At 74.1% G+C, this 14,877-nt stretch carries 16 protein-coding genes; 11 read left to right on the forward strand and 5 right to left on the reverse strand.

What is annotated here, in order from left to right; all coding sequences use genetic code 11:
• The first annotated feature begins 69 nt into the window (after window positions 1–69).
• The 8 genes from ESO89_RS03675 (at window position 70) to ESO89_RS03710 (ending at window position 7,637) form a co-directional block, all read left to right on the forward strand.
• On the forward strand, window positions 70–1,140 hold the full coding sequence (locus ESO89_RS03675) for an MBL fold metallo-hydrolase (RefSeq protein WP_128904321.1): 1,071 nt from the start codon (window positions 70–72) through the stop codon (window positions 1,138–1,140).
• Window positions 1,141–1,264: 124 nt separating this feature from the next.
• A complete protein-coding gene (locus ESO89_RS03680; RefSeq protein ID WP_128904322.1) occupies window positions 1,265–2,323 on the forward strand; it encodes a DUF4129 domain-containing protein in 1,059 nt (352 codons plus the stop codon).
• Window positions 2,323–2,916 carry a DUF7269 family protein gene (locus ESO89_RS03685; protein WP_128904323.1) on the forward strand — a complete coding sequence of 198 codons (594 nt, stop codon included), beginning with the start codon at window positions 2,323–2,325 and terminating at the stop codon, window positions 2,914–2,916. The genes ESO89_RS03680 and ESO89_RS03685 overlap by 1 nt, the downstream gene beginning before the upstream one ends.
• Entirely contained in the window at window positions 2,913–4,232 is a 1,320-nt protein-coding gene (locus ESO89_RS03690) for a DUF58 domain-containing protein (RefSeq protein WP_128904324.1), read from the forward strand. Before ESO89_RS03685 ends, ESO89_RS03690 begins: the two co-directional genes overlap by 4 nt.
• Window positions 4,172–4,792: a DUF7519 family protein gene (locus ESO89_RS03695; RefSeq protein ID WP_128904325.1), complete on the forward strand. Its 621-nt coding sequence runs from the start codon at window positions 4,172–4,174 to the stop codon at window positions 4,790–4,792. Before ESO89_RS03690 ends, ESO89_RS03695 begins: the two co-directional genes overlap by 61 nt.
• Window positions 4,793–4,954: 162 nt before the next feature.
• Window positions 4,955–5,920: a bifunctional 2-dehydro-3-deoxygluconokinase/2-dehydro-3-deoxygalactonokinase gene (gene kdgK1 / locus ESO89_RS03700; protein WP_206731719.1), complete on the forward strand. Its 966-nt coding sequence runs from the start codon at window positions 4,955–4,957 to the stop codon at window positions 5,918–5,920.
• 64 nt (window positions 5,921–5,984) lie between these two features.
• Entirely contained in the window at window positions 5,985–6,455 is a 471-nt protein-coding gene (locus ESO89_RS03705) for a Rieske (2Fe-2S) protein (protein ID WP_128904327.1), read from the forward strand.
• Between the two features lie 114 nt (window positions 6,456–6,569).
• Window positions 6,570–7,637, forward strand: a complete 1,068-nt coding sequence (locus ESO89_RS03710; RefSeq protein WP_128904328.1) for a hypothetical protein — start codon at window positions 6,570–6,572, stop codon at window positions 7,635–7,637.
• An 8-nt stretch (window positions 7,638–7,645) separates the two neighbouring features.
• Here ESO89_RS03710 and ESO89_RS03715 read toward each other — a convergent pair whose 3' ends face one another.
• Window positions 7,646–8,083 carry a DUF5788 family protein gene (locus ESO89_RS03715; protein WP_128904329.1) on the reverse strand — a complete coding sequence of 146 codons (438 nt, stop codon included), beginning with the start codon at window positions 8,081–8,083 and terminating at the stop codon, window positions 7,646–7,648.
• Between the two features lie 129 nt (window positions 8,084–8,212).
• Between ESO89_RS03715 and ESO89_RS03720 the strand changes: the two genes are divergently transcribed.
• Window positions 8,213–9,043, forward strand: coding sequence for a YkgJ family cysteine cluster protein (locus tag ESO89_RS03720; RefSeq protein ID WP_128904330.1), 831 nt, complete (start codon window positions 8,213–8,215; stop codon window positions 9,041–9,043).
• Window positions 9,044–9,067: 24 nt separating this feature from the next.
• Here the strand turns inward: ESO89_RS03720 and ESO89_RS03725 are convergent, their stop codons facing one another.
• From ESO89_RS03725 to ESO89_RS03735, 3 genes are all read right to left on the reverse strand, one after another.
• On the reverse strand, window positions 9,068–9,973 hold the full coding sequence (locus ESO89_RS03725; RefSeq protein ID WP_128904331.1) for a dihydrodipicolinate synthase family protein: 906 nt from the start codon (window positions 9,971–9,973) through the stop codon (window positions 9,068–9,070).
• A 217-nt stretch (window positions 9,974–10,190) separates the two neighbouring features.
• Window positions 10,191–11,291 carry a bactofilin family protein gene (locus ESO89_RS03730; RefSeq protein WP_128904332.1) on the reverse strand — a complete coding sequence of 367 codons (1,101 nt, stop codon included), beginning with the start codon at window positions 11,289–11,291 and terminating at the stop codon, window positions 10,191–10,193.
• Window positions 11,292–11,322: 31 nt separating this feature from the next.
• Window positions 11,323–12,792 (reverse strand): cytochrome P450, encoded by a 1,470-nt coding sequence (locus tag ESO89_RS03735; RefSeq protein ID WP_128904333.1) that lies wholly within the window; start codon window positions 12,790–12,792, stop codon window positions 11,323–11,325.
• Window positions 12,793–12,884: 92 nt separating this feature from the next.
• Between ESO89_RS03735 and ESO89_RS03740 the strand changes: the two genes are divergently transcribed.
• Both ESO89_RS03740 and ESO89_RS03745 read left to right on the forward strand, forming a co-directional pair.
• On the forward strand, window positions 12,885–13,535 hold the full coding sequence (locus ESO89_RS03740; protein ID WP_128904334.1) for a helix-turn-helix domain-containing protein: 651 nt from the start codon (window positions 12,885–12,887) through the stop codon (window positions 13,533–13,535).
• Between the two features lie 95 nt (window positions 13,536–13,630).
• Complete coding sequence (locus tag ESO89_RS03745) at window positions 13,631–14,056, forward strand: TRAM domain-containing protein (RefSeq protein WP_128904335.1); 426 nt, start codon at window positions 13,631–13,633, stop codon at window positions 14,054–14,056.
• A 1-nt stretch (window position 14,057) separates the two neighbouring features.
• On the opposite strand, the gene ESO89_RS03750 is transcribed toward ESO89_RS03745, so the two are convergent.
• Window positions 14,058–14,804 carry a class I SAM-dependent methyltransferase gene (locus ESO89_RS03750; protein ID WP_128904336.1) on the reverse strand — a complete coding sequence of 249 codons (747 nt, stop codon included), beginning with the start codon at window positions 14,802–14,804 and terminating at the stop codon, window positions 14,058–14,060.
• Window positions 14,805–14,877 lie beyond the last annotated feature (73 nt).

The raw sequence follows: 14,877 nt of genomic DNA on the forward strand, positions 1-14,877 counted from the left end.
GTTCCGTCCCGGTGCGGAACGCGGTTCCGCGGTGCCAACCCTCAAAAGGGCTCCCGACGACCGATCCGTGTGAAACGGATACAGCTCGGTAACACCGTCTTCGAGGGCGAAAACGACGCGTACCTGCTCGACGGTGAGACGACCGCGCTCGTCGACACCGGCGTCTCGCTCCCGGACGTGCGCGCGGAGTTGGCGGACGGTCTCGCCGAGCACGGGGTCGCCTTCGCCGACGTGGACGCGATCGCGCTCACCCACTGGCACCCCGACCACGCGGGGCTGGCCGGCGAGATCCAGGCCGCGGGCGACGCCGACGTGTACGTCCACGAGGCGGACGCCCCGCTGGTCGACGGCAGCGAGGCGCCGCTGTTCCTCGACCGCGACCTCCAGCGCGAGACGTTCGATCGGTGGGGGATGCCCGAGGCCGATCGGGAGCGGCTGACCGCGTTCTTCGACGCGGTGAGCGCCGACCTCAGCGGGCGCCCCGCCGACGTGACGGCGTTCGGCGACGGCGACGTGGTCGAGGCTGGCGGCGTCGCCCTCGAAGCGGTCCATCTGCCGGGCCACACCGCCGGGCTCACGGGGTTCGCGTTCGACCCCCGCGAGGTCCCCGGTCACGAGCCGGTCGGGCGGACTGGTCGCGATCGCCTGAGCGATCGGACCGCCCCCGCGGAGCTGTTCGCCGGCGACGCCCTCCTCCCGCGGTACACCCCGAACGTCGGCGGCGCAGACGTGCGGGTCGACGGACCCCTCGCTGCGTACGCCGAGAGCCTCGCGCGGATCGTCGCGCGCGGCTTCGACGCGGCCCACCCCGGCCACCGCGAGCGGATCGACGAGCCGAGCCGGCGGGCCGCGACGATCCTCGACCACCACCGGCACCGCACCCGGCGGGTGCTCAGCGTGCTCGCCGACGACGGACCCGCGACCGCGTGGGAGGTCTCGGCCGCGCTGTTCGGCGAGCTCTCGGAGATCCACGTCCTCCACGGCCCCGGCGAGGCGTTCGCGCACCTCGATCACCTCGCGGACGCCGGCGTCGTCGAGGCCGACGGAACCGCCTACCGGCTGGTCGAGCCGGAGCCGGACGTCGACGCGCTGTTCCCGACCACCCCGCTCGACGACGCGGTCGACGGGTCGGAGGGGTAGATCGGGGGCGATCGCCCCACCGCCCCCGAGTCGAGCCGTCGTCCTCGCGTCACCCCACCGCCCCCGAATCGCCCCGCCGTCCTCGCGCCGAAAGCTATTCCTCCCGGACGGCGTATCCCCGAACGTGAAGCGGGACGCCCTCCTCGCGGTCCTCCTCGCCGGCCTCGCGGTCGTCGCGCTCGGCGCCGCCGCCGCGACGCTCGACTCGGCCGTCAGCGTCGGCGGTAGCGGCTTCGGCGGCGCCGAGGGCGAGATCCCGAGCGCCGGCGACGGGGCGGGGACCCCCGGCCTCTCACCGTCGGCGGGAGGAGACCCCACACTCGTGTTACAGCCCCTGTGCTACGACTTCCCCCGCGAGCCGCCGGCGCTGCTGTTGCTCGCCGGGGTCGCCGCGGGTAGCGCCGCGCTCGCGTACCGGGACACGCGCTCGCCGGTCGCCGCGGTCGCGGTCGCCGCGGCCGTCGGCCTCCCGGTCGGGCTGTTGTGGTGGGCCGCGGCGGCCTGCGGGTCGACGGGCGAGGGGGCGTTCGACATCGAGTTCGGCATCGTCGGTCGCGCCGACGGGATTTTCCCCGAGGGCGGGGCGGGCGGGGCGGGCGTCGGCGGCGGCGAGGGCGCGGCCTCGGCGCCGGAGTTCCTGTTCGCGCTCGTCGTGGTCGTCGCCCTCGTCGCGAGCCTCGGGGTGCTCCTCCTCGCTCGCGGCGACGACGAGGCGGCCCTCGACGACCCCGCGGTCCCGGCCGACGACGCCGAGGAGGCGGAGCCCGACCTCGGCGCCGTCGGTCGGACCGCCGGCGAGGCGGCCGACCGGATCGAGGAGTCGGACGCCGACAACGAGGTGTACCGCGCGTGGCGCGACATGACGGCCCCCCTCGACGTGGACCGGCCCGCCTCCTCGACCCCCGCCGAGTTCGCGACCGCCGCGGTCGACGCCGGCGTCGACGAGGGGCCGGTCGCGGATCTCACCGACGTGTTCGAGCGGGTGCGGTACGGCGGCGAAGACGCCACCGAGGAGCGAGAGCGCCGGGCCGTCGAGGCGCTCCGCCGGATCGAGGAGCGGCACCGAGACGCGAACCGAGGCGGCGGAACGCGCCGCGAGCCGGGGGACGGGACGCACCGCGAGTCGGGGGACGGAACGCGCCGCGAGCCGGGAGGCGGAGGCGACTCCGGAGGTGCGGACTGATGCGTCCGATCGCGCTCGTGGGGGTCGCGGCGGTCGCGGTCGGCCTCGTCGCCGCGGTCGACCGCGGGATCGCGGCGGCGCTCGATCCCTCGGCGGCGGTCGTCACCCTGATCGGCGTGCTCGGCGCCGCACAGGGGGTCCGGTACGCGGGGGGGCGCCGCGGCCGCGACCGACGGGCGGCGGACCCAGGCGATCCGGAGCGCCGGGTGCCCGCGACCGTGCCGGGGACCGCTCTCGACGACCGGATCGCTCGGGCCGTCACCTCGTCCCGCCGCGGTCACTCCTCTCGTCGGGAGCTCCGGGACCGGGTGCGGTCGGTCGTGGTCGCGGCCGTCGAGCGGGACCGGAACTGCGCCGCGGCCGCGGCCGCGACGGCGGTCGACGCGGGGTCGTGGACCGACGGCCCGACCGCGGCCGCGTTCCTCGCGAGCGGGGAGCCGTACCCCCTCCGCGTCCGCCTCCGGGCCGCCGTCAGGGGGCGCCCTCGCTACGTGTACGGTCTCCGCGCCGCGCTCGACGCGATCGAGCGGCTCGAAGCGAACGGGTCCGCGGACGCCGAGGCGGGAGACGCCCCCGCGGAGGGCCGGCGGTGAGCGAGCCCGGCGACGGTTCGGCGGCGGACGCCCCCACCGAGCGCACGTCCCTCCGGGAGATCGAGACGGGCCGCTGGGACGGGATCGCCGGCGTCGCCCTCGCGCTCGTCGGCGCGGGCGTCGTCGCCCGGCAGCCGGGGCTCGTGCTCGTCGGCGCCGTCGGGATCGGGTACGCCGTCCACGCCCGGATCGGCGAGGCGCGCGAGGCGACGGTCGAGATCGACCGGACCGTGAGCGACGACGCCCCGGCGCCCGGCGACGAGGTCGTCGTCACGGTCCGCGCGCGCAACGTCGGCGACGCCTCTCTGCCGGACCTCAGGCTCGTCGACGGGGTGCCGCCCGGGCTGGAGGTCGTCGACGGGCCGGCGCGGGCGGCGACCGCGCTGCGTCCCGGCGCGACGGCGACCTTCGAGTACGCCGTCCGGGCGAGCCGCGGGGAACACGAGTGGGAGCCGGCGCGGGCGATCACGCGGGACGCGGCCGGGTCGCGGGAGCGCACGACCGAGCTCGCGACCCCGACCCGGATCGCCTGTACCCCGGAGCTATCGGCCGGCGGGGACCTTCCGCTCCGGGGGCTAACGACGGTATACCACGGCCGCGTTCCGACCGACATCGGCGGGGCCGGCGTCGAGTTCCACGCCACCCGGGAGTACCGCCGCGGCGATCCCACCAAGCGGATCGACTGGAACCGGCGGGCGCGGACCGGAGAGCTGGCGACGCTCGAGCTCCGCGAGGAGCGCGCCGCGACCGTCGTGCTCCTGATCGACGCCCGCGAGTCGGCGTACGCCGCGAGCGAGCCCGACGCCGACACCGCCGTGGAGGCGAGCGTCGAGGCGGCCGGGCAGGCGTTCTCCGCGCTGCTCGACGGGGGGGACCGGGTCGGGATCGCGGCGCTCGGTCCGCGGGACTGCTGGCTCTCCCCCGGTGCAGGCACGGCGCACGCGGCCCGCGGCCGCGAGACCCTCGGGACCGACCCCGCGCTGGCGCCGACGCCGAGCGAGGGACGATTCTACCGGGCGCTGTGGCTCCGGCGGTTCCGCCGGCGGCTCCCGGCCGACGCGCAGGTGCTCTTCTTCACCCCCCTCGTCGACGACGAGGCGGCGTCGCTCGCGCGCCGGATCGACGCGCACGGGCACCTCGTGACGGTGCTCTCCCCGGACGTGACCGCCGCCGACACGCCCGGCAGGCGGCTGGTCGCGTTCGAACGCCGCGAGCGCCTCCGCGAGCTGCGCTCGGCGGGGATACGGGCGGTCGAGTGGGGCGGCCGGTCGTTCCCCGTCGCGGTCGCGCGGGCCACCGGGAGGTGGTCGCGGTGAGCCGGCGGGGGGCGGCCGACGACGACGCGGACCCCGGCGTTCGGGGCGCCTCTGACGCGGCTGACGACCGCGAACGCGACGCCCGTTCCCCGACGAGCGCGGTCGCCGCGAGCCTCGTCGCCGGCGCAGTCGCGGCGCTGTCCGCGTTCCTCGCCGCCCCGATGGGCGGAGCGCTCGTCGGCCTCGCGACGCTCGGCCTCCTCTTCGGGTCGCTCCGGCGGTCCCCCCGAACCCTCTCGTGGGCGGCCGCGATCGGCGCGGGCGGGATCGCGGTTGCGGGGTACCTCCGCGGGGCGGTCGAGCCCCTGCTGGCGGCCGGGGTCGCGCTCGCGCTCGCGTGGGACCTCGCGGACCACGGGATCGCCGTCGGCGAGCAGGTAGGTCGCGAGGCGCGGACCCGCCGCAACGTCGCCGTCCACGCCGGCACGTCCCTGCTCGCGGGCGGGCTCTCGGTCGCGGTCGTCTACGGGGTCTACCTCGCGGCCGCGGGGAACCAGCCGGTCGCCGCGCTCGCGCTGCTCCTGTTCGGCGCGGTGGCGCTGGCGTCCGCGGTGCGGTGACAGCCGCCTCGCGCGCACCGCCCGCGCGATCAACTAGCAGTAGCACGATCACTCCGCTCCGCCTCCCACGACCGCTCCGCCGCCGATCGGGGGTCCTTTTGTACTCCCTCGCCGACGCTTCGGTATGCACACCGAAGCGACCGCGGCGATCGCGCCGACGGGGTGGTCGGCGTGACGGATCTGGTGACGTTCGGCGAGACGATGCTTCGGCTCTCGCCGCCGCGCGGCGAGCGGCTGGAGACCACGCGGACGCTCGGCGTACAGGCGGGCGGCGCGGAGAGCAACGTGGCGGTCGGCGCCGCCCGGCTCGGCGCCGACGCCGTCTGGCTCTCGAAGCTCCCGGACTCGCCGCTCGGCCGTCGGATCGTCGGCGAGCTCCGGAGCCACGGCGTCCGGACGGGAGTGGCGTGGGCCGACCCCGAGACGAGCCGGCTGGGCACGTACTACCTCGAACACGGCGGGGAGCCGCGCGGGACGAACGTGATCTACGACCGCGCCGACGCCGCGATCACGACGGTCACGCCCGCGGAGCTGCCGACCGAGGCGCTGGAGTCGGCCGAGCGCTTCCACACGACCGGGATCACGCCCGCGCTCTCGGACCGGGCGGCGGAGACGACGACGGCCCTGCTCCGCGCCGCGGGCGAGGCCGGCGCGACGCGCTCGTTCGACCTCAACTACCGGGCGAAGCTCTGGGACCCCGAAACCGCCCGCGCCGCCTACGAGGACCTCTTCGAGCACGTCGACACCCTGTTCGTCCCCCGACGGGACGCCCGCGAGGTGCTGGGCCGCGAGGGCGACGCGGTCGAGATCGCCCACGGGCTCGCGTCCGCGTTCGGCTTCGAGACGGTGGTCGTCACCCGCGGCACGGAGGGCGCGGTCGCGCTCCGAGACGGCGCGGTCCACGAGCAGGGGGTCTTCGAGGCCGACACCTTCGACGCGATCGGCACCGGCGACGCGTTCGTCGCCGGGTACCTCGCGAAGCGCCTCGACGGCGGCGACCTCGCCGACGCGCTGGAGTGGGCCGCCGCGACCGCCGCCCTGAAGCGCACCGTCGACGGCGACCTCGCGGTGGTCACGCCGGACGACGTCGCCGGCGTCGTCGGCGGCGCGGGCGGTATCGACCGGTAGCGACGCGGGGGGCTCAGCCGGCGGGACGCAGAAGGTTGAAACGCGCCGCCGGTCACGGACGCGTATGGACGCGGACAGCCGGATCGCCGCCGTCGAGGAGGTCCCCGAGGACAGCACGCTGCTCGTGACGCTGCGGCCGGTCGACGCCGACGCGGTCGACGACGGCGAGGGCGACGTGGGCGAGGCCGAGGACGGGACGCCGGAGGCCGAAGCGATCCTCACGCGGGCGGCCGGCGAGGTGCGCGCGTTCCGCAACTCCTGCCAGCACTGGACCGACGTGCGCCTCGACAAGGACGACGGTGCGTTCGTCCGCAACGGGGAGGTGTTCTGCCAGAAGCACGGCGCCACCTTCGAGGCCGACGGCGGCTACTGCAACTTCGGCCCCTGCGAGGGGGCCGTCTTGGAATCGGTCGACGTGACCGTCGACGGCGACGCGGTGTACCTCTCCGACGACGCCTACGAGTTCGTCCGGCTCGGCCACGCGACCCGCGACGACGACGCCGGCGACTCGCGGATCGACTTCACCGGGAACTGAGTCGAGGGCGGAGCGACCGAGACCGGACCGAGACCGACCGGAGCCGCCCCCGGAGACGACAGCGGCTCCTTGTGCAACGCCGGCGCATTTATGCGGGGCGGACGAACGACGCGTATGAGCGATTCGAAGCCCTCCAGACGCCGTGTGCTCGTCGGCGGCCTCGCCGCGGCGGCGGGCGCGCTCGCCGGCTGTCTCGACGGGTCAGTGACGGGCGGCGCCGCGAACGACGACGGCGACGAGCGCGTTCTGTCTCTCACCCTCAGCGACGCGGGAGAGACGCTCCGGGACAACGCCGTCGTCGACCCCGCGGAGACCGATCCGAGGTGGGACGACGGGGCGTTCGCGGCCGTCCGGAACGGCGAGATGCACACCATCCAGTACCGGACGCCGTTCTTCTCGACGGAGGACGATCCGACCTACGCCCTCCACGGGGGGACGTACTACCGGTTGAGTTCCGTCGTCGTCGACGAGGCGGAGGCGACCCGTCCCGTGCTCCGGCTGTTTGAGGCCGACGGGGGCGACGCCGATGACGGAGCCGGCGCCGGTAACGGAGCCGGCGATGGTGGCGGAGCCGACGATGGTGGCGGAGCCGACGCCGTCGAACACTCGGCGCTCCCCGAAGGCGACCGCCGCGCCGTCGAGATCGCCCACTTCGCGGCGCGGGCGCGAGGCAACGTCGGGGGGATGCCGGTCGGACTGGTGGAGCGCGGCGGCTACGTCTACCGAGACGAGGACGCGCTCGACGCGAGCGCGCTGCTCGACGACGACGGACCGAACCGCGTCACGTACCGCGACACCGTCTATCGGGTCGATATCTCCCGCGAGCGGTTTAACGAACCCGTGTACCGCGCCACCGGCGAACCGGTCTCGGAGTCGCCCGAGGAGATGGAGGCGATCCTCCGAGCGCGGACTGTCGGCGCGCGGATCGACGACGACGACGACCTCTCGACCGACGCCCGGCGGGTGATCGAGGCCGCCAGACACGGCGGGTACGAGGAGTCGCACCCGTACTCGGACGGGTACGCGGAACTGCTCCGGGCGTTTCACGAGCGCCCGTACCTCGACGGCAACGTTCGGAAGGACGGAGGCTGGACCGAGTCGGGGTCGGAGCGAATCCGCTACGAGGACCGGTATTACGACTACCGACTCCGGTTCACGTCGGCCGATACTGGGGCGCCCTGACGAGGCGATCAGAACCGCGTCCGGCCGCTCGCGCCGTCCCGCCCCAGCGCCTTCTTCAGGAAGCTCATCCAGCGCTTCCGGTCGGCCGCCTCCTGCCGCTTCGCCTCCGTCTCCGGGTCGGGCGCGTCGAGCCCCTCCAGGGCGTCGAGCGCGCGGTCGATCCCGATGATCGACGCCGCCAGCTCCTCGCCGCGGTCGTAGCTCACCTCGTTCTCCTCGATGGGTTCGAGCCGCGCTAGGCGCTCGCGCCGGAGGTTCCGCTTCGCCCGCTCGACCCGGTCGCGCTCGCCGGGCGGGACCGTGTCGCGGCGCTTGATCTCGAAGACGAACGACTGCAGTTCGATCGGCTCCCCCTGGATCTCGATCGCCTCGGGGATCGCCGCGCCCACCGTCGCCGCCTCGCGGTTGACGCGTTCGAGGAGCCCCTTCCGCTCGTACTCCTTCACGCCCGGTCGGTAGGAGGCGGTCGCACTTCGCTCCTTCGCCCGGCGCGTCCGGATGTGACCCCGCGCACCGCCGACACGGTGCGGCTCGCGAAGGGACGGGGTTAACTCGGCCGCGACGCAAGCGATCCCATGGAATCGCTCGAAGCCGAGCTCGAACGCGCCCGCGACCTCGACGCCGACGGGCTCGCCGACGCCATCGAGTCGATCGGCTTCGAGTGTACGCGGTGCGGGGGCTGCTGTACGGGCTACGCCCCCGACGAGCCCGGCGGCGCGCCGGCGGGGGCAGGTGACGAGGGCGACGACGGCACCGACTGCCACGGCGACGACGGCGACGACGGCGACGACGGCGACGACGGCGACGACCACAGCGACAGCGACAGCGACGATTCGGCCGACCGCGAGCCCCACACGGCCACCGTCTTCCCGGACGAGGTCCGCACGGTCGCCGACGCCGCCGAGGCGGAGTTCGGCGAGCCGTACGACTGGCGCGACGCCGCCCGCCCCATGCCCTTCGGGCTCTCCGAGGGCGACGACGGGGAGCCCGCGGGCGAGACGTTCGAGTGGGCGCTCGCGACCGACGACTGCGGCGACTGCACCTTCTACGAGGAGACGGGCGGGCAGGGGGCCTGCACCGTCCACGACGCCCGGCCGCTCATCTGTCGGACCTACCCGTTCAGCGTCGCGCTCGACGGGACGAGTCAGCCGATGGGCGAGGCCGTCGACGCCGAGGGCGTCGTCCGCGCCCACGAGTGCGAGGGGCTCGGCCGCGACATCTCCCGCGAGGACGCCGAGGAACTGGCCGCGTCGCTGAAGGAGCGCGCGGTCCGCGAGCTGGAGGAGGCGATCGGCGTGCGCGACGGCTACGACCCGACCGCCGCCGAGCGCGCCGACGGCGACGCGGTCGTCTTCGACTCCGAGGGAGCGAAGGAGACGGACGGGACGCCGATCGACGGGGACTGAGCGCGAGAGCGCGCCCGACGGGTTTCAAACGACCTCCAGCGCCGCGTCGACGTCCGCGGCGATCGCCTCGCGCCCCGCCGCGTCGGGGAGCGTGAGCGGCGGCCGGACCCGGGGGTCGGGGATAAAGCCGCGGTGGGCCGCCGCGACCTTCGCGGCGGGCGCGAAGCCGTGCTCGGCGCACCGGGCGAACAGCGGGGCGATCGCCTCCCGGTGGAGCGCCAGCGCGCGGTCGTCGTCGCCGGCGCGGAGCGCCTCGCCGAGCGCGACGAACGCCTCGGGGATCACCTGCGAGAGCGCGTTGATCCCGCCGTCGACGCCGAGCGACGCGGTCGGGTAGAGCTGGGCATCGACCCCTTGGAAGACGGTGAAGGAGTCGGGCGTCCGGCGGAGGGCGGCGTCGAGCCCGGAGAGGTCGCCGGACGTGTCCTTCAGCCCGACCACCGACTCGCGTCCGGCGAGGTCGGCGACGACGCCGGGGCCGATCGGCTCTCCGACCGTCGACGGGATGTCGTACAGGTAGATCGGGAGGGGGGAGTCGTCGGCGACCCGCTCGAAGAAGGCCCGCTGGCCGTCGGGACCCGTCGAGGTGTGGTAGTAGGGGAGCGTGACGAGCCCCGCGTCGGCGCCCGCCTCGTCGGCGAACCGGAGCCGGTCTCGCGCGCCCGAGACCGTCGTGTCCGCCGCGCCGGCGATCACGGGCACGCGGCCGTCGGCCGCCTCGACGACGGTCTCGATCACCGTCCGTCGCTCCCCGTCGGTGAGGCTGGCGAACTCCCCGGTCGTCCCGCAGGGAACGACCCCGTCGAGACCGGCGTCGACGAGCGTCTCGACGTGGTTCGCGAGCGCGTCGCTGTCGACGCCGCCGTCGGCGTCGAACGGCGTCACGATCGGGGACGAAACGGCACCGTACTGGAACGCCGGACCCTTCATGCGCGCCGGTTCGGGAGGCCGCGAGAAAGACTTTGGTCCCGTGGCGGGGGTTGCCGGAAGCGGGAGCGCCGCGGAGCGAGAAGAGCGGAAGGGGATCGGAGCCGAGCGACGCGGCCGGGAGGGGATCGGAGCCGAGCGACGCGGCCGGGAGGGGATCGGAGCTGAGCGACGCGGCCGGGAGGGGATCGGAGCCGAGCGACGCGGCCGGGAGCCGCGATCAGTCGGTCCCGTTCGGGCCGTCGTCGGAGGCGGTTCCGTCGATGCGCCCCCGGTACCGGTCCCGGAGCCCGAGCGCGAGCGCGCCGAGCCCGAACAGGAGGACGAGCAGGTCGACGAGCCCGCCGACCCACGGGACCAGCCCGATCAGGGCGACCCCGACGACGCCGAGCAAGAGCGCGGCCCACCGGTTCGGCCTGTCGAGCCGGTCGAGCGCCCACGATCCGAGGGCGTACCGACCGTAGACGGAGCCGACCCAGAGCGCGACGACGTAGGCCGCGACCCCGACGAGCGCCAGCGGAATACCGACGATCGTGATCGCCACGAGGACGAGGAGGATCGGCGTGGCGATCAGCGCGAGGAGCCCGGCCCCGCCGCTGGCGAGCGGCCCCTCGCTGACTCGGCCCGCGACGTCGCGCGAGAACCGGGGGAACGCGAGCAGGAGGACCGCGCCCAGCGCGAGGCTGACGGCGACGCCGTACGCGGACCCGACCCACGACGGAAGGGGCTCGTCGCCCCCGATCCCGACTCCGGTGTCGCCGCGGAGGCTCGCGTCCTCCACGACGCCGCCGGCGACGGTCGCGTCCGGACTCTGTGCGAACTCGTCGGCGTCGTACCGGAACTCGCCGCCGACGTCCGCGTTGGGACCGAGGACCACCGAGTCGGCGGCCGCGCGAACGTCCCCGCCGACCGCTCCGTCGACGGTGATCGAGCCCGCGCCGGCATTGAGCGAGCCGTCGATCCGGCCCGTCTCCGTCAGATCGAGGGAGCCGGCGACGACCTCGGCGTCCCCGCCGACCGCGCCGTCGACGAGCACGGTTCCGGCGGCGGCCTGAACGTTCCCGTCGACCCGGCCCGTCTCCGCGATCCGGATCGAGCCGGCCGCGCCGGAGAGGTCGCCCTCGACGGTGCCGCGGACGACGATCGTTCCGGCGACGCCCTCGACGCCGTCGACCGTCTCTCCCTCGTCGACGACGATGGCTCCGGACGGGCCCTGAACCGATTGGGCCGTCGCGAGCCCCGTCGCGAGCGGCGAGAGGAGCGCCACGATCACGAGCGCGACGGCGATACGACGGCGAGTGCTGCTGTCTGAGAGGTTCATATCGGCTGGTTCTCTGTCGGAGTACATGTGTTTATCTCGTGTCGGACGGCCCGTCCGGGTCGCACGACGACCACTCGTCTCGCGCGTGGACGCGCACGCGAACCGGGCCGTCCGGTCGGGCGTTCGCGCTCGCCTGCACCGATAGCTCCGCCGTCACCGGCTCCAGCCGCACCCGGCGGAGCAGCGTCCCGATCGCGAGGCGGAGCTCCTGTCGCGCGAAGCGCATCCCGACGCAGTGACGCGGTCCCCCGCCGAACGGGAAGTAGGCGTGCTCGGGGCGCTCTCCCGTCGCCGGACCGGGACGGTCGTCGCCGTGAACGACCCCGCCGTCCTCCGTCTCGCGGAGCCAGCGCTCGGGGCGGTACGTCTCGGGGTCGTCCCACCAGCGCCCGTCGCGGTGGACCGCCCACGGCGAGAGCGTGAGCACGACGCCGGCCGGGACGCGGTACCCGCCGAGCGAGACCGGCTCGGTCGGCTCCCTGAAGAAGGAATGGACCGGCGGGTACAGGCGGAGCGCCTCGTCGACCGCCGCGGTCAGCGTGGGACACTCGCGGAGGTCTGCGGGGGTCGGGTCGGCGCCGAGCGACGCGACCTCCGCGTGAACCCGCGCCTGAAACTCGGGTGCGTCGGCGAGGCAGTAGAGCGCGTACGTCAGCCCGAGGGCGCTCGTCTCGTGGCCGGCGAACAGGAACGTCACCGCGTTGTCGACCAGCTCGTCGTCGAGCGCCCCCAGCTCCGCGGCCGCGACGAGGGTGCCGAGGAGGTCGTCCGCGGCGCCCGGGTCGGCGGGCGGGCCGGCGGCGCGGCGCTCCGCGACGAGGTCGCGTATCGTCTCGCGGAGGGCGTCGAGCCGCCGGCGGTATCGGCGGTTCGTCGGGGTCGGGAGCCACTCGGGGAGGAACGAGGTCGGCCGACGCATGTCGAACCGGTCGGTGATGGCCTCGGCCGCCGCCCGAACCGTCTCGCGCTCGCGCTCGATGTCGCTTCCGAGCAGGCTCTCCGCGAGGACGGCGAACGCGTACTCGGTCGCCGCCGCGTGCAGGTCGACGACCCCGCCGTCCTCCCACGAGGCCGCCGTCTCGCGGGCGCGCTCGACCATCGCGTCGCCGTGGGCGGCCACCCGCTCGCGGAAGAACGCCGACCGGATCGCCGTGCGCTGCTCGCGCCACGCCTCCCCTTCGGCGAGGAACAGCCCGTCGCCGAGGAGGCCGCCGAGCTGCTCGCGGGGCATCTCGCCTTTCACGAACCGGTCGTGGTCCGCGACGAGGATCTGTCCGATCGCCTCGGGATCGGTCACGAGGTAGCTCTCCGTGCCGAACACGTCGTACCGAACGACGCCGCCGTGCTCGGCGGACCGCCGTTCGTAGAACCCGAGCGCGTCGCTCGCGAGCTCGTGGACGTTGCCGAGCACCGGGAGCCCGCCGGGGTCCGGCGGCCGTGTCGTGTCACCCTCCGGCGGCCGTGTCGTGTCACCCTCCGGCGGCCGTGTCGTGTCACCCATACGAAGGAATCAGGGCAGGACAGCGCTGAGCCTTCGCACGGATCAGTCCGTGTCTTTTTAACTTTGAAGTAGCGGCGGACGCCACGAGCCGTATGCGCTACGTTCGCGTGGAGTTCGCGTTTCCCCCGTCGGTCCGACATCCGATGCACGGCTTCCTCGACGACGGCGACGGGTGGCGGACGGAGCTGCTGACGTGGCGGCGACTTCCCGACGAGACGCTCGTCACGCTGTTCCGCGTCGTCGCCCCCCGAGAGCGGTACCTCGAACGGCTGCGGACCGTCGAGCCGATCGATCGCTTCGAGACGGCGCCCGGCGACGACGCCTTCTACCTCAAGGCGTACGAACGGCTCGGCGGGCCGCTGGAGACGTTTCTCGGCGCGTTCGTCGACACGGAGTTCCTCTCTGTGCCGCCGATCGTGTACCGATCGGGCGGCCGGCTGTCGTTCGGGCTGATCGGCCCGCCGAACCAGTTGCGGGACGTGCTCGCCGCCGTTCCGGACCCGATCGAGATCACGGTCGAACGGATCGGGTCGTACGGGGGCGGGCGGCAGCCGGCCGGCGTCGAACTCACGAAACGCCAGCGAGAGGCGCTCCGCGCCGCGCGCCGCGTCGGGTACTACGACGTGCCACGGACCGGATCGGTGGCCGATGTCGCCGAGGCGATCGGGTGTTCGCCGTCGACGGCCGGCGCCCATCTCCGTAAGGGGGAGGCGGCGCTGGTCGGCGCCCACCTCGACGGGTGAGGCAGCGCTGGTCGGCGCCCACCTCGACGGGTGAGGCAGCGCTGGTCGGCGGTACAACTATACTGGTCCGTCTCCACGTTTCGCTGGAGTCTACTATGGAGATCTCAGAGAAGCTCCTTTGTTTGTTCAGCGCCGACGTTCGCGAAGAGGACGGCGAGTACGTCGCGGAGGTCCCGCGACGCGAGATCGAGACCGGCTCGCTGGAACCGGGCGAGACGTACCGCGTCGCGCTCATTTCCCGGTCCGAGTCCGAAGCGGCGGGGTCGTCCGGGACGGCCGACGACGGCGTCGACGCCTCTGCGTCCCGCGCCGACGACGGGCCGCAGCCCCCGGTCGAGCCCGGCGAGATGCGCTACGTCGAGATCGAGGACCTCGGGAAGCAGGGCGACGGGATCGCCCGCGTCGAACGCGGGTACGTGATCATCGTCCCGGACACGGAAGTCGGCGAGCGCGTGAAAATCGAGGTCACGGAGGTCAAATCGAACTTCGCGGTCGGCGAAGTCGTCGAGGAGTCGGTCTAGCTCACTCGCCGCCCGATCTCGCCGAACCGCTCTCGTCCTCGGAAATCCGGGCGTCCCAGTAGGAGACGGACGCCACGTAATCGCCCGGAATCGTGTTGCCGACGAGCCCGTCGATCACCCAGAACGGCTTCGCGACGGGACCCGGAAGCTCGCGGTAGAATCCGTACGGAAGCACGAAGTCGTGCTCCTCGCCGGCGAGCGTCAGGTCCGCCGCGCGGAGCATTTCGACGACCTGCCGCTCGGAGTAGAGCCGGGAGCCCATCGGGAGGAGCCAGGTGTACAGCGTCCGCAGGCTGCGACTGTTGAACGTGTCGAAGAACACCTGATCGGCGCTGACGCGGCGCAGCTCCGAGAGGAACGGGACCGGGTCGTCCATCAGGTGGAAGAAGCGCATCGCGACCACCGAGTCGAAGTGGTCGTCCGGGAACGGAAGCCGGGAGGCGTCGCCGCGGACGAACTCGACGGTGTCGGACAGCCCCGCGTTCGCCGCCTTCTCGCGTCCCTGTTCGAGCATCTCGCGGGAGATGTCGATCCCGACGATGTCGGCGCCCCGGTCCGCGAGCATCGTCGTGAACCGACCGGTGCCGCAGGCCACCTCCAGCACGCGGTGTCCCTCCTCGATCGGTCCGAGCGCGCCGAGGACGGCCTCCTTCTCGCGTCGGTCGATGAGCTCGCCGCCGCCGGAGAACCGCACGTCCTCGTACTCCTCCGCGACCTCGTCGGCCTGGTACCAGTCCTGTCCCTTCACGTTGTCCGTACTGGATGCCCGATCGACAAAACCGTACTGGATGCGTCCGGGGAGTCGCCGCGCGCGGAGCCGC

Origin of the sequence: Halorubrum amylolyticum (assembly GCF_004114995.1) — an archaeon.
Classification (GTDB): Archaea; Halobacteriota; Halobacteria; order Halobacteriales; family Haloferacaceae; genus Halorubrum; species Halorubrum amylolyticum.